The organism is Streptomyces griseorubiginosus, from assembly GCF_017614965.1.
Lineage (GTDB): Bacteria > Actinomycetota > Actinomycetes > Streptomycetales > Streptomycetaceae > Streptomyces > Streptomyces griseorubiginosus_B.
Genome location: NZ_WVUG01000243.1, coordinates 1 through 13,620, shown reverse-complemented (window position 1 = coordinate 13,620; position 13,620 = coordinate 1). Strand labels below are relative to the sequence as shown.

At 70.7% G+C, this 13,620-nt stretch carries 13 protein-coding genes and 1 pseudogene; 6 read left to right on the top strand and 8 right to left on the bottom strand.

Translation table 11 applies throughout. The features are described from left to right. Positions 1-79: 79 nt before the first annotated feature. Complete coding sequence (gene mshD, locus GRC12_RS32690; protein ID WP_208783218.1) at positions 80-1,006, bottom strand: mycothiol synthase; 927 nt, start codon at positions 1,004-1,006, stop codon at positions 80-82. A 188-nt stretch (positions 1,007-1,194) separates the two neighbouring features. Here mshD and GRC12_RS32685 point away from each other — a divergent pair, with 188 nt between their 5' ends. The 3 genes from GRC12_RS32685 (at position 1,195) to GRC12_RS32680 (ending at position 5,305) form a co-directional block, all read left to right on the top strand. Beyond that, on the top strand, positions 1,195-2,994 hold the full coding sequence (locus GRC12_RS32685) for a bifunctional metallophosphatase/5'-nucleotidase (RefSeq protein WP_208783216.1): 1,800 nt from the start codon (positions 1,195-1,197) through the stop codon (positions 2,992-2,994). Between the two features lie 304 nt (positions 2,995-3,298). After that, positions 3,299-3,427: a hypothetical protein gene (locus GRC12_RS46525; protein ID WP_280117549.1), complete on the top strand. Its 129-nt coding sequence runs from the start codon at positions 3,299-3,301 to the stop codon at positions 3,425-3,427. Between the two features lie 93 nt (positions 3,428-3,520). After that, positions 3,521-5,305, top strand: coding sequence for an ABC transporter ATP-binding protein (locus GRC12_RS32680; protein ID WP_208783214.1), 1,785 nt, complete (start codon positions 3,521-3,523; stop codon positions 5,303-5,305). Between the two features lie 21 nt (positions 5,306-5,326). Here GRC12_RS32680 and GRC12_RS32675 read toward each other — a convergent pair whose 3' ends face one another. From GRC12_RS32675 to GRC12_RS32645, 7 genes are all read right to left on the bottom strand, one after another. Further along, a complete protein-coding gene (locus tag GRC12_RS32675) occupies positions 5,327-6,034 on the bottom strand; it encodes a PH domain-containing protein (protein ID WP_208783212.1) in 708 nt (235 codons plus the stop codon). Positions 6,035-6,111: 77 nt separating this feature from the next. Further along, a complete protein-coding gene (locus GRC12_RS32670; protein ID WP_208783225.1) occupies positions 6,112-7,512 on the bottom strand; it encodes a sensor histidine kinase in 1,401 nt (466 codons plus the stop codon). 50 nt (positions 7,513-7,562) lie between these two features. Next, the gene (locus GRC12_RS32665; RefSeq protein ID WP_208783210.1) at positions 7,563-8,294 is read right to left on the bottom strand and encodes a response regulator transcription factor; all 732 of its coding nucleotides are present in this window, start codon (positions 8,292-8,294) and stop codon (positions 7,563-7,565) included. A gap of 112 nt (positions 8,295-8,406) precedes the next feature. Continuing rightward, the gene (locus tag GRC12_RS32660) at positions 8,407-8,613 is read right to left on the bottom strand and encodes a hypothetical protein (RefSeq protein WP_208783208.1); all 207 of its coding nucleotides are present in this window, start codon (positions 8,611-8,613) and stop codon (positions 8,407-8,409) included. 29 nt (positions 8,614-8,642) lie between these two features. Continuing rightward, on the bottom strand, positions 8,643-9,806 hold the full coding sequence (locus tag GRC12_RS32655; protein WP_208783204.1) for a S1C family serine protease: 1,164 nt from the start codon (positions 9,804-9,806) through the stop codon (positions 8,643-8,645). A 147-nt stretch (positions 9,807-9,953) separates the two neighbouring features. Then, positions 9,954-10,976: a LacI family DNA-binding transcriptional regulator gene (locus GRC12_RS32650; RefSeq protein WP_133045747.1), complete on the bottom strand. Its 1,023-nt coding sequence runs from the start codon at positions 10,974-10,976 to the stop codon at positions 9,954-9,956. A gap of 97 nt (positions 10,977-11,073) precedes the next feature. Beyond that, entirely contained in the window at positions 11,074-11,853 is a 780-nt protein-coding gene (locus GRC12_RS32645; RefSeq protein ID WP_208783202.1) for a winged helix-turn-helix transcriptional regulator, read from the bottom strand. 257 nt (positions 11,854-12,110) lie between these two features. Between GRC12_RS32645 and GRC12_RS32640 the strand changes: the two genes are divergently transcribed. The 3 genes and pseudogenes from GRC12_RS32640 to GRC12_RS32630 form a co-directional block, all read left to right on the top strand. Next, positions 12,111-12,893, top strand: a complete 783-nt coding sequence (locus GRC12_RS32640; protein WP_244374130.1) for an alpha/beta hydrolase — start codon at positions 12,111-12,113, stop codon at positions 12,891-12,893. 36 nt (positions 12,894-12,929) lie between these two features. Further along, positions 12,930-13,184, top strand: coding sequence for a MoaD/ThiS family protein (locus GRC12_RS32635; RefSeq protein WP_133045745.1), 255 nt, complete (start codon positions 12,930-12,932; stop codon positions 13,182-13,184). A gap of 2 nt (positions 13,185-13,186) precedes the next feature. Continuing rightward, positions 13,187-13,620 (top strand): annotated as a pseudogene (locus tag GRC12_RS32630) (hypothetical protein); the annotation flags it as partial.

Genomic DNA, 13,620 nt, shown 5'->3' with positions numbered 1-13,620 from the left:
GGCCGAATGGGGGTCTGGGGGCACAGCCCCCAGGGCCGCGTACCCCCACGCCCCCGAACCCGGCCAACCGCCGGAGGCATCACGTCTCCGTGCGGTACATCAGGTCCGTCTCGTACGTCGTGAAGCCCAGCCGCTCGTAGACCGAGACCGCCGCCTTGTTGTCGCCGTCCACGTACAGCATCGCGGTCGGCAACTCCTGCGCCGCCAGGTGCCGCAGGCCGATCGTGGTCAGCGCCTTGCCCAGTCCGCCGCCCTGCGCGCCGGGCCGCACCCCCAGCACGTACACCTCGCCGAGGCCCTCCGTCGCATGGACCTTCGTCCAGTGGAAGCCGACGAGTTCGCCGCCGCGGAAGGCGAGGAAGAAGCCCGCCGGGTCGAACCACGGCTCGGCCTTGCGGTCGTCGAGGTCGCGCTGGGTCAGCGAGCCCTGTTCGGGGTGGTGGGCGAAGGCGGCGGCGTTCACCGCGAGCCACGCGGCGTCGTCCTGCCCCGGCACGAAGGTACGGACGGTCACGTCCGGCGGCAGGACCGGCTCGGGCAGGTTCAGGTCGGTCAACGGCCGCCGCATCTGCCGCAGTTCACGGAACAGGGTCAGCCCGAGGACCTGCGCGAGATGCCGGGCCGCGGAGTGTCCGCCGTGGGCCCACACCCGCAGCCGCTTGCCGGACACGGCCAGCAGTGCCGAACCGAGGGCCCGTCCGTGGCCCTGGCCCCGGTGCGCGGGGTGCACGACCAGCTCGGCGGCCGGCGCCTCCACCGGGTCGGTGTCCTCCAGCTGGGCGTAGCCGACGAGTTCGTCCCCGGAGCTGAGCAGCAGATGGGAGACGCCCTCGCGTTCTCCGCCGCGCAGTTGCAGCCGGCCCTGTTCGGACACCGCCTGCTGGCCGTCGTACCGCGCGGCCTCCGCCAGCAGGGCGAGTACGGACTCGATCTGCTCGGGGCTGAGCGCGGCGTGGGTCTCGATGGAGCGGGTCCGGCCCGCGCGTGCGGTGTCGTCGCTGGTCATGCGTACGAGGGTAAGGGGCGTGCGGCGCAAAGTGGGGGCATGGGACGAAGGGGACGTCCAGGCAAAGCGGAGGGCAAGCAGAGGGCAAAGGGAAACCAGGATGTAACCAAGAGCCCCCTGTCGCGCTACGCGCGTTGACCCTAGGCTGCGCCGGACGGGCCATCCTCAGCAGACCCTCAGGGGGGCGCATGCCAGCCACTTCCCAGCCGTACCGGGGCCGCAGACGCACACACCGTCTGCTGGCCGCGGCCGCCGCTCTCGCCACCGCCGGCGCCCTCGCCGCCGCGCTGCCGGCCGAGGCGCACGAGTCCACGGGCCACGGCCATCTGCCGAGCCGCTACCAGGACGTCCAACTGCTGTCCTTCAACGACCTGCACGGCAACCTGGAGCCGCCGACCGGCTCTTCGGGCCGGGTGAGCGAGCTCCAGGCGGACGGCACGACGAAGACCATCGACGCGGGCGGCGTCGAGTACCTCGCGACCCATCTGCGCGAGGCCCGCAAGGGCCACCCGTACTCCGTCACCGCGGCCGGCGGCGACATGGTCGGCGCCTCCCCGCTGATCTCGGGCCTCTTCCACGACGAGCCCACCATCGAGGCGCTCAACAAACTGGACCTGGACGTCACTTCGGTCGGCAACCACGAGTTCGACGAGGGAGCCAGGGAACTGGCCCGGCTGCAGAACGGCGGCTGCCACCCCACCGACGGCTGCTACACGGACCAGCGGTTCACGGGCGCCAACTTCCCCTACCTCGCCGCCAACGTCCTCGACGAGAAGACGAACAAGCCGATCCTCAAGCCCTACTGGGTGTGGAAGAAGAAGGACGTCAGGATCGGCTTCATCGGGGTGACCCTGGAGGGCACCCCGGGGATCGTCTCCGCCGACGGCGTCAAGGGGCTGAAGTTCAAGGACGAGGTCGAGACGATCAACAAGTACGCGCGCGTGCTCCAGGCGCAGGGCGTGAAGTCGATCGTCGCCCTCATCCACGAGGGCGGCTTCCCGGCCTCGGGGGCGTACAACTACGACTGCGACTCCGCGGGCGCGGGCAGCGGCATCTCCGGCCCGATCGTCGACATCGCCAAGAACATCACACCGGCGGTGGACGCCCTGGTCACCGGACACACCCACACCGCGTACGTCTGCACGGTCCCGGACCCCTCGGGCAAGCCCCGCATGGTCACCTCGGCCGCGTCCTTCGGCCGCCTCTACACGGACACCACGCTGACGTACGACCGCTTCACCGGGGACATCGCCCGTACGGCGGTGAAGTCGGCGAACCACGTGGTCACCCGGACCGTGCCGAAGGCGCCGGACATGACCGAGCTGATCGCCAAGTGGAACACGCTGGCCGCCCCCATCGGCAACCGCGCGATCGGCTACATCTCCGCCGACGTGCCGAACACGGGGACGGAGTCGCCGATGGGCGACCTGATCGCGGACGCGCAACTCGCGTACGGCAGGGAGCTGGATCCGGGGACCGACCTCGCGCTGATGAACCCGGGCGGGGTGCGCGCCGGGCTGACCTACGCGGCGAAGGGCAGTGAGGGCGACGGCGTGGTGACCTACGCCGAGGGCTTCACGGTGCAGCCGTTCTCCAACACGGTGAACCTGCAGGACTTCACGGGGGCGCAGCTGATCCAGGTGCTCAAGGAGCAGGTGAGCGGCACGAACACCGCCGCTCCGAAGATCCTGCAGCCCTCGGCGAACCTGGCGTACACCCTCGACCTGACGAAGACCGGCGCGGACCGTGTCCTCACGGACTCCATCAGGCTCAACGGCGCCGCCATCGACCCGGCCGCCACCTACCGGATCGCCACCAACAGCTTCCTCGCGGGCGGCGGCGACGGCTTCACCACGCTGGGCCAGGGCACGAACGACGTGGTCGGCACGGACGACCTGGCGGCCCTGGAGAAGTACCTGACGGCGAACTCCTCGCCGGCGAACCCGATCGCGCCGCCGGTGGCGAACCGGATCTCGATCGTGCAGTGACAGAGGCTGACCCCGCAAAGGGGCCCGGTGCATCGGCACCGGGCCCCTTTTAAATTCTGTGTAATCCCCACAGTAATGACTCAGGAAGCTCTCAGTGGAATTGGCTTTTCCTGGCCCCGGAATCCAGTAATGTTTTCCATGTCGAAAGCGAACAGCGCAAACGACGCCGAGACAAGGTAGATCTTCAGGAAGGGGCCCGCACTGACGCAGAATTTACACACGTAAATCAAAAGTAATTGCAGCAGATCGGTAGAAGAACTGTTGCAGACCAGTGACAGAGAATTCCACGGAAAGGGACACCCTCATGAGCTTCCACAAGATCGCCCCCGTCAGGAAGACCCGCAAGCCCGCCCCGGCGCCGAAGCCCGTGGCCAAGAAGCCCGCGCCGAAGAAGCACGCTCCGAAGCGCCGCCCGATCGAGCACCACGGCTGAGGCACACCAGGAGGCGGGGTCACCGGCCCGCGAGCGAGTCTCGCGCCGGGGCCCCGCCTCGGCCATGTCCGCAAGCGAGCAAGGGAGTCGACGATGAGGGAAGTCCGTCAGGCCTTCCGCAGGTTCTGGCCGCTGACCCGCGGCGATCGCAGATGGCTGGTGGTGATCATCGCCTGCGTGGTGGTCTCCGCGCTCGCCGAGACCGCCTCGATCCTGCTGTTCGCCCAGCTCACCGACAACGCCCTGAAGGCCGGCTCGCTCTCCGCCTTCTGGGGACCGGCCGGCGCCTGGCTGGGCGTGGCCGCGCTCGGCGCGCTCGTCGGCTACCTCGGCAACTCGCTGGCCACCTGGACCGCGGAGAGATTCGTGCTGCGGCTACGGGCCAAGGTCTTCCGGCACGTCCAGGACCTGCCCCCGCACTTCTTCCAGCGGCACCGCCAGGGCGACCTGGTGGAACGCCTCACCGGTGACGTCGAGGCCATCGAGCAGATGGTCGTCTCCGGAGTCGTCGGCACCGTGTCCGCCGCCTTCTCCGCCGTCTTCTACGCCTCCGCGGCCCTGTATCTGCGCTGGGACCTGGCCCTGGCCACCTTCGTCCTCGCGCCCCTCTTCCTGCTCGCCGCCCGCCGCTTCTCCGGCCGCATCAAGGCGGCTTCCCAGGACGAGCGGGTCGCCGACGGCGCCATCACCTCGGTCGTCGAGGAGTCACTGGGCAACATCGTGCTCACCCAGGCCTACAACCGCCGCGCCGACGAGGAGAAACGGCTCGAGAGGGAGGCACGCGCCTGGATGAGCGCCAGTGTCCGGGGCGCCCGGCTGAGCGAGATGTACGAGCAGTTCGTCGAGGTCGTCGAGACCCTGTGCGTCCTCGCGGTGATCGGCCTCGGCGTCTGGGAGATCTCCGCCGGGCGGATGACCCTCGGTCAGCTCCTCGCCTTCGCCGCGTTCATCGGCTACCTCTATCCGCCGGTCCGCAGCCTCGGCGGACTCGGCCTCACCCTCACCGCGGCCACCGCGGGCGCCGAGCGGCTGAACGAGATCCTGGACACCGAACCCGCCGTCACCGACCCCGCCGAACCGGTCGCCGCCTGGCCCGTGCGCGGCTGGGTCGGCTTCCACGACGTCTCCTTCCGCTACCCCGGGTCCCGTCGCGCCTCCCTGCGGGACGTGAGCTTCGGCGCGGGCCCAGGCGAGCTGGTGATCGTCACCGGCTCCAGCGGCGCCGGCAAGTCCACCCTCTCCAAGCTGCTCACCCGCTTCTACGACCCCGCACAGGGCGTGATCACCCTGGACGGCGTCCCGTTGACCGACATGAGTCTGCGGTTCCTGCGCGAGAACGTGGCGTTGCTCCCCCAGGAGACCCTCATCCTCAACGGCACGATCCGGGAGAACATCGCCTGCGGACGCCCCGGCGCGAGCGAGCAGGAGATCGAGCGGGCGGCGCGGGAAGCGGCGGCCCACAACTTCATCACCGCGCTCCCCGACGGCTACGACACCGCCATCGCGCCCGGCACCGCCGCCCTGTCCGGCGGCCAGCTCCAGCGCATCGCCATCGCCCGCGCGATGCTGCGCGCCGCCCCGGTCCTCGTCCTGGACGAGCCGACGGCGGGCCTGGACGCGGTGGCCGCCCGCCAGGTGGTCCAGCCGTTGCGCAAACTGATGGCGGGCCGCACGACCATCATGATCACCCACGATCTGAGCCTCGCCCCCGACGCGGACCGGATCCTGGTCGTCGACCGAGGACGCCTGGTGGAGACCGGCACCCACGCCGAACTCCTCGCCCGCGGCGGCGCCTACGCGGCGCTCGCCGAGCCGCTGCCGGACGCGGTGGCGGACGTACCGCCGCCGGCGGACGAGACGATGATCCTCAGGTGGTAGCCGGCTCAGGTGGTGGCGGGGTCAGGTGCCGGCGGGCGGGGTGCGGTGGGTCCAGTACCAGGAGAACAGGGCGCCCAGCGCGACCAGGGCGCCCAGGGGTACGCACACCAGCTCCAGGAAGTCGTGCTCCGGCCTGCCCGTGCCGGACTGCCAGACGGTGAACACGAACATCGCGACCAGGACGAGCAGCGCGCCGTTGAACCCCCAGGTCCACCCCTTGCGCCGGGCGGCCCGGTGCCGGATCAGCTCCTCGACCCGCGGCTGCCGTTCCCAACTGAGGCTGCGGTGCGGGGCGGCGGCCAGGCACAGCGCGGAGACCTCGGCGTACGGGTCGTCCACCTGACGGTCGTCCAGATGCGGAAGCAGGAAACGACGGCCCTCGAAGTCGTAGAGGTAGGTGACCCATTGGGGAGCGGCCCTGCCCTTGCCCCGCGGATCGTGCTCGACCCGGATGCCGTACACCTCGGGCCAGGCCCAGGTGCGCGAGCGCAGCGTCCCCTGCGCGGTGATCCCGGCGTCGGTGACGCGGGTGTGGGCCCGGAACTGCTCCAAACCGACCCGTGCGAGAGTCAGCGCCGCGGACGTGACGAGCAGCCATCGGCCCCACGCGGGCGGGCCCGTGTGGGAGCCGGCCATGAAGATCACCGCCACCAGCCCGAGGTAATGCCACGGAAGTCCTGTCCGCCTGCGGTACTCCCGCTCGAACGCGCCGCCCCCGACCGTGCCCATCGCCCGCCTCTCCCCGAAGCCTCTGCGGGCGATGGTACGTCCATCAACTGCGCACGTCAGGACGGGGGCCGACGTCGTTACGGCACGTCGGGGGGAGGCGTCGGGGCGCCCGGGAGGCGTACGGTCGCCACCGTGCCGCCGCCGTCCGCGTGGGTCAGCGTGACCTCGCCGCCCGCCTGCTCGACCGTGCGGGCGACGATGGACAGGCCGAGCCCTGAACCGGGGAGCGCGCGGGCGCTGGGGGAGCGCCAGAAGCGGTCGAAGACGTGCGGGAGTTCCTCGGCGGGGATGCCGGGGCCGTGGTCGCGGACGGTGAGGACGCCGTGGTCCAGCTGGACGTCGATCGTGCCGCCCTCCGGGCTGAACTTCACGGCGTTGTCGAGGATGTTGACGATCGCCCGCTCCAGGGCGGACGGCTCCGCGCGGACGTACCAGGGCTGGAGGTCGGCGGTGATCGTCAGCTCGGGCCCGCGCAGCCGCGCCCGGCGCAGGGCCGCCTCGACGGTGTCCCGCAGCGACACGACCTGGACGCGCTCGCCCCGTTGTCCCTCCGAACGCGCCAGCTCCTGCAGGTCGCCGATGAGCGAGGCCAGTTCGGTCATCTGCGCCTTCACGGAGGCGAGCAGGGCCTTGCGGTCGGCCGGGGGGATGGGACGGCCGGTCTCCTCGCTGCGGGTGAGGAGTTCGATGTTCGTCCGGAGCGAGGTCAGGGGCGTGCGCAGCTCATGACCGGCGTCGGCGATGAGCTGCTGCTGCAGCTCGCGCGAGCTGGCCAGCGAGGAGGTCATCGAGTTGAAGGACCGGGACAGACGGGCGATCTCGTCCTCGGCGTCGTCCTCCACGGGGATGCGGATGCCGAGGTCCTCGGTACGGGCCACATGCTCGACGGCCTCGGTCAGCTTGTCGACGGGCCGCAGCCCGGCCCGGGCCACCGCGAGGCCGGCGGCCCCGGCACCGAGCACTCCGACACCGGAGACGAGGAGAAGGATGAGGGCCAGTTCGTTGAGCGTCGACTGTGTGCTCTTGAGGGGGACGGCGACGAGCAGAGCCGTGTCGGGGTAGAGCGCCGGCGGACCGCCGAACGATTTGACGACGAGCGGCACGGTCAGCACCCGTACCGCGTTGCCGTTCTTGTCGGTGCCGTTGCGGAAGATGCCCTGGTTGCTGCTGGCGTGCTTGATCACGTTCTTGTCGGCGCCGGTCACGTTGACCGTGCCCTCGGAGTTCGAGGAGACGCAGGGCTTGCCGTCGGCACTGACCAGCTGCAGATAGATGTTGCTGGCTCGCAGGCCCTTGGTGTCATGCTGCGGAGTCTGCGGGCACGCGCGCAGCGCGAGCTGGACCTGGTCGAGGGGCTGCGGCCCCGTGGCCTGTTGCAGGTCGTTGTCGAGCTGGTCGTACAGCTTTCCCTGCACGATGAACCAGCAGGTGACCGCGACCGCCGCCACCGCGAACGCCACCGCCGCCGCGACCAGCATCGCCAGGCGGGAGCGGATCGGCAGGGTCTGGAAGCGGCGGAGGATCCTTCTCACTCCGCGCCGCCCTGTCGGAGCACGTAGCCGACACCGCGCACCGTGTGCACGAGGCGCGGCTCGCCGCCCGCCTCGGTCTTGCGGCGCAGATACATGACGTACACGTCCAGCGAGTTGGACGACGGCTCGAAGTCGAAGCCCCAGACCGCCTTCAGGATCTGCTCGCGGGTCAGCACCTGCCTCGGGTGGGCCATGAACATCTCCAGCAGGGTGAACTCGGTGCGGGTCAGCTCCACCGGCCGCCCGCCCCGCGTCACCTCCCGCGTCGCCAGATCCATCCGCAGGTCGGCGAAGGTCAGCGCCTCGTCCTCCTGGGCGGCCGCACTGGCCGCGGCGTAGGAGCTGCGCCGCAGCAGCGCGCGGACGCGGGCGAAGAGTTCGTCGAGTTCGAACGGCTTGACCAGGTAGTCGTCGGCGCCCGCGTCGAGCCCGGTGACCCGGTCGCCGACCGTGTCGCGTGCGGTGAGCATGAGGATCGGCGTCGTGTCGCCCGCGCCGCGGATCCGCCGGGCCGCGGTCAGACCGTCCATGCGCGGCATCTGGATGTCGAGGACGACCAGGTCGGGACGGTAGGCGGTGGCCTTGTCCAGGGCGTCCGCGCCGTCCACGGCGACCTCCGTCTCGTAGCCCTCGAAGGCGAGGCTGCGCTGGAGAGCTTCGCGCACGGCCGGCTCGTCGTCGACGATCAGGATGCGCTGGGGGTCACGGTCGCCATCGGCGGGGCTCATGGGCTTCGGGTTCCTCGGGTGCGGTGGGACGACAAGGACGCTGAGGGTGCTGAACGCCTTCAGCCTCGCATGTTTCCCTTCGGGCGCGTAGAGAGTGCGGCGCGGTGCGGGATCAGGCGCTCATCGCCGAGATCCGGTTCAGCGGCACCTTGCGGCGGTGCGGACGGGCCGCGTTGGTGTGCAGCCCCATCAGCTGGGGTGGCACGGCGACTTCCGGTGCCCGCGTGGCCGGTGCGTGCAGCTCGTACGCCACCTCGAGGGCCAGGGCGAGACCGGCCGGGTCGGTGCCGGTCACGGTGTGGGAAACCTGCTGGATCATGACGTACTCCCTGCTGGAGAGGTGAGGGGTCAGTTGGAGCCGCCGGCCCGCAGGTGCGCCAGGTCGGCCTTGACGGTGTTGATCGGGATGGCGAAGCCGAGACCGATGCTGCCGGCGTCCGAGGAGCCGGAGGAGGACGAACTGGCGGAGTACATCGCGGAGTTGATGCCGATGATGTCGCCGCTGGCGTTGATCAGCGCGCCGCCGGAGTTGCCGGGGTTGAGGGAGGCGTCGGTCTGGATCGCCTTGTAGGTCGTGGTGGAGGAGCCGGTGTCGCCGTTGAACTGCTGGCCGCCGAAGGAGAACGGCCACTGTCCGTCGCCGCCCTGGCCCTGCTGCTGGTTCTCGTCGGTGGAGACGGTCACGTCCCGGTTGAGCGCGGAGACGATGCCGCTGGTGACGGTTCCGCTGAGGCCCTCGGGGGAGCCGATCGCCACGACCGTGTCACCGACCCGGACGCCGGAGGAGTTGCCGAGGGTGGCCGGGTGCAGGCCGGAGGCGCCCTCCAGCTTGATCAGCGCGAGGTCCTTCTTGCTGTCGGTGCCGACGACCTTCGCGGTGTACGACTTCCCGTCGCTGGTCGTCACCTTGATCGACTGCGCGCCGGAGATGACGTGGTTGTTGGTGACGATCTCGCCGTTGCTGGTGATGATCACACCGGAGCCGGTGGAGGTGCCGTTGCTCAGCGTGGCGCCGACCTCGACCACGCTCGGGCTGACGGCCGCGGCGATGGAGGCGACGTCGCCCTGCTTGCTGGAGGGGACCACGCTGGTGGTGGTGGAGCTGGTGGCGGCGGTGTCGCTGCCGGTCAGCTCCTGTATGCCGTACGCGGTGCCGCCGCCTATGGCCGCGGCGACGATCGCCACGGCGGCCAGCAGGGCGATGGGGCCCCGCGGGCGCTTCCTGGCGGCCGGTGCGGTGCCGGGGGCCGGCTCGGCGGGAACGGTGGGCAGCACCGCCGTACCGCCACCGTTCCCGCCACCCTCTCCGCCGGCCATGGACTGGGGCTGACCCGGCCAGACGGTGGTGCCCGGCTGGACGGTGACCGGCTCCGCCTGCGGCGACTGTGCGGGCCGGTGCGCCGGCGGGGGCGGCCACTCCGGGTTCACGGGGGAGGAGGAGTGCTGCTGGGCGCCCTGGTAAGGGTTCTCGTACTGCTCGTACTCGCCGTCGCGGCGGAAGCTCTCGGTCATGTCAAAAAGCTTGGCCCGTGACCATGAGAGCTTCCTGAGTGCCCGCTGAGAAGCCCGACAGAACCTCGTATGCCCGATATAAAGGCCGTACTCGCAGCTGGGAGAGCTCTCTCAGCCGCTTCTCATACGGCGTTCACGCGGCGCTGATCACTCGCATCCGCAGGACTTCCGGGCCACCAGGCGCGAGGGGAAGGTCTTCAGCCGCTCCCGCCGGGACCCGGCCACCCGCAGCCCGTCGTCGAGTACGAGGTCCACCGCGGCCCGCGCCATCGCGCTGCGGTCGGAGGCGACCGTCGTCAGCGGCGGGTCGGCGAGCGCCGCCTCCTTGATGTCGTCGAAGCCGGCCACCGCCAGCTCGCCCGGAACGTCGATGCGCAGCTCGCGCGCGGCCCGCAGGACGCCGATGGCCTGGTCGTCGGTGGAGCAGAAGATCGCGGGCGGCCGCCGGGGCCCGGCGAGGAGCTCCAGCGCTATCCGGTAGGCGTCGTAGCGGTTGTACGGCGCCTCGAACAGCCGCCCCTCGGTCGGTTTCCCGGCCTCCTCCATGGCGCGCCGCCAGCCCTCGACGTGGTCGGAGACGGGGTCGCCGACGGCGGGTGTCTCGGCGGTACCGCCCATACAGGCGACGTACTCGTACCCGTGTTCCAGCAGATGTCGCACGGCGAGATGTGCGCCGCCGAGGTCGTCGGTGACGACGGCGACGTCGTCGATGGCCTCGGGCCGCTCGTGCAGCAGGACGACCCGGGCGTCCCAGGCCTCTATCTCGGCGGCGGCCAGGTCGTTGAGGGCGTGGCTGACCAGGATGAGCCCGGAGACCCGCATTCCGAGGAAGGCCCGCAGATAGTGGACCTCGCGCTCGGCCACGTAGTCGGTGTTGCCGACGAGCACCATCTTCCCGCGCTCGGAGGCGGCCTGCTCGACCGCGTGCGCCATCTCCCCGAAGAAGGGCTGACGGGCGTCCGGGATGATCAGGCCTATGAGATCCGTGCGCCGGGACGCCATCGCCTGGGCGACGCGGTCGGGGCGGTACCCCAGCTCCTTGATCGCGGCGAGGACACGCTCGCGCGTGGCCGGGGCGACCGGCCGGGGTCCGTTGTTGATGACATAGCTGACGACGGCGGTCGAAGTCCCCGCCAGTCGCGCCACATCATCCCGAGTCACCTTGGCCACGCGCGGAGTCTACGCGGATATACCCGCTGCGGGCAGGGCGAGCGGAAGCTTCCGCACACACCTCGTGTGCGGAAGCAATGCCCAGCCCAGGGGCCCGCTACGCGTCCGCGGACACCTCGGCCGCGCCGAGCGCCGCCGTCTCGTCCGCATCCTCCGTCTTTGCCCGTTCTGCCTTGGCCTTGGCTTCGTCGGAGACCCGGTCGCCCTTCTCGGGAGTAACGAATCGATAACCGACGTTGCGGACGGTCCCGATCAGCGACTCGTGCTCGGGGCCGAGCTTGGCCCGCAGCCGCCGTACGTGCACGTCGACCGTCCGGGTGCCGCCGAAGTAGTCGTAGCCCCAGACCTCCTGCAGCAGCTGTGCGCGCGTGAAGACGCGGCCCGGGTGCTGGGCCAGGTACTTCAGGAGTTCGAACTCCTTGAAGGTGAGGTCGAGGACCCGCCCCTTCAGCTTGGCGCTGTAGGTCGCCTCGTCCACCGACAGATCGCCGTTGCGGATCTCCATCGGGGAGTCGTCGTTGACGATCTGCTGGCGCCCCATGGCCAGCCGCAGCCGGGCCTCGACCTCCGCCGGTCCGGCGGTGTCGAGCAGGACGTCGTCGATGCCCCAGTCGGCGGTGACGGCGGCGAGACCGCCCTCGGTGACGACCAGGATGAGCGGACAGCCGGGGCCGGTCGAGCGCAGCAGCTGGCACAGGCTGCGGACCTGCGGGAGGTCACGGCGACCGTCGATGAGGATGACGTCGGCACCGGGGGTGTCGACGAGTGCGGGGCCTTCCGCCGGTGCCACGCGGACGTTGTGCAACAGCAGGCCGAGGGCCGGAAGCACCTCCGTCGACGGCTGGAGGGCGTTGGTCAGGAGCAGCAGAGAACTCATACGTCTGGTTCCTCCTCGGTCCCTGCGAGGACGTGTGCGGTACGTCACCTGCTCTGCGATCCCGAAGGCCCCGTACACCAGCGGTCACCTGGAGTTTCCCGCTTCGTATACAACGCTTCCGAAAGCACAAAAGGACCCGGGGGCGTCGCTGCCCGAGTCCTCTGCCCAGCAGAATAGCCCACATGAGCATCACTCCGGCAGGTCATGTGGCGCGTTCCATCGTTCGTCCGCATGGCGAGACGATCAGACACACCCCTATGCGGACGTTTCTGACAACGGACGACGGCGTCACGATCGATTCCGTATACGATCCGCCGGCCGCCGTATACGACGTCTCCGCGCCACCTGCCGTTGATCTCGCGTTCGTGATGGCCCACGGCTTCACGGGCGACGTCGACAAGCCGCATGTGCGCCGGGTGGTGGAGGCGTTCGCCCGCTACGGGGCGGTGATCTCCTTCTCCTTCCGCGGCCACGGGGCCTCCGGCGGGCGCTCGACCGTCGGCGACAAGGAGGTGCTCGACCTGGCGGCCGCGGTGCGCTGGGCCCGGGAGCTCGGGCACACGCGCGTGGCGACCGTCGGCTTCTCCATGGGCGGTTCGGTGGTGCTGCGGCACGCGGCGCTCTACCGGCCGCAAGCGGGTGGGACCGCGCACACGGACGCCGTCGTCTCGGTGAGCGCGCCGGCCCGCTGGTACTACCGGGGCACGGCCCCCATGCGCAAACTCCACTGGCTGGTCACCCGGCCCGAGGGCCGGCTGGTGGGCCGCTACGGCTTCCGCACCCGGATCATCAACCGCGACTGGGACCCGGTCCCGCTGTCCCCCGTCGAGGCGGTGCCGGCCATCGCGCCCACCCCGCTCCTCATCGTGCACGGCGACCAGGACGGCTACTTCCCGGTGGACCACCCCCGCATGCTCGCGGCCGCCGCCGGTGACCACGGCGAACTGTGGATCGAGGGCGGCATGGGCCACGCCGAACACGCCGCCTCCGACGACCTCCTCGCCCGCATCGGGGACTGGACCGGGCGCCGGGCGGGCTAGCCTGACGCTGTACACCGCCGATTGATTGAGGAACGGATGCCAAAGGTCACGGTGCGCTACTGGGCCGCCGCGAAGGCCGCGGCCGGGCTCGCCGAGGAGCCGTACGACGCGGACACCCTCGCCGAGGCGCTCGACGCCGTGCGCGCGCGACACCCCGGTGAACTGGTGCGCGTGCTGCAGCGATGCTCCTTCCTCGTCGACGGTGACCCCGTGGGCACCCGCGGACATGAGACGGTACGGCTGGCCGACGGCGGCACGGTCGAGGTGCTCCCGCCGTTCGCAGGAGGGTGACGATGACCGACCAGCCGTACGACCCGTACCAGCAGCAGCCGCGGCAGGAGTGGCCGGCCCAGCAGCCGTACCAGGGCTACGACGACCAGTACACCGCCCAGCAGCACACCCAGCAGTGGCAGGGCCAGACCTGGGAGACCCAGGTCCACGCACCGGTGCAGACGCCGGGCGCGGCGCCGTACCCGCCGGAGGAGCGGGGTGAGCCGTCGCAGCGGCACGGGGCGCCGGAGTGGCAGCAGCAGGCGCACTACCCGCAGCACCAGGCACCCGAGCCGCAGCCCCAGCCCCAGCAGCAGTGGCACCAGCAGGCGCACGAGGGACAGGGCTACGAGGGTTACGCGGCGCAGGGCGGCCATGCCGCGTCCGCCGCCTACCCTTCTCACGCTCCCGCGGCCCACGCCACCGCGCAGACGACGGGCGCCGCGGCCCACGCCCC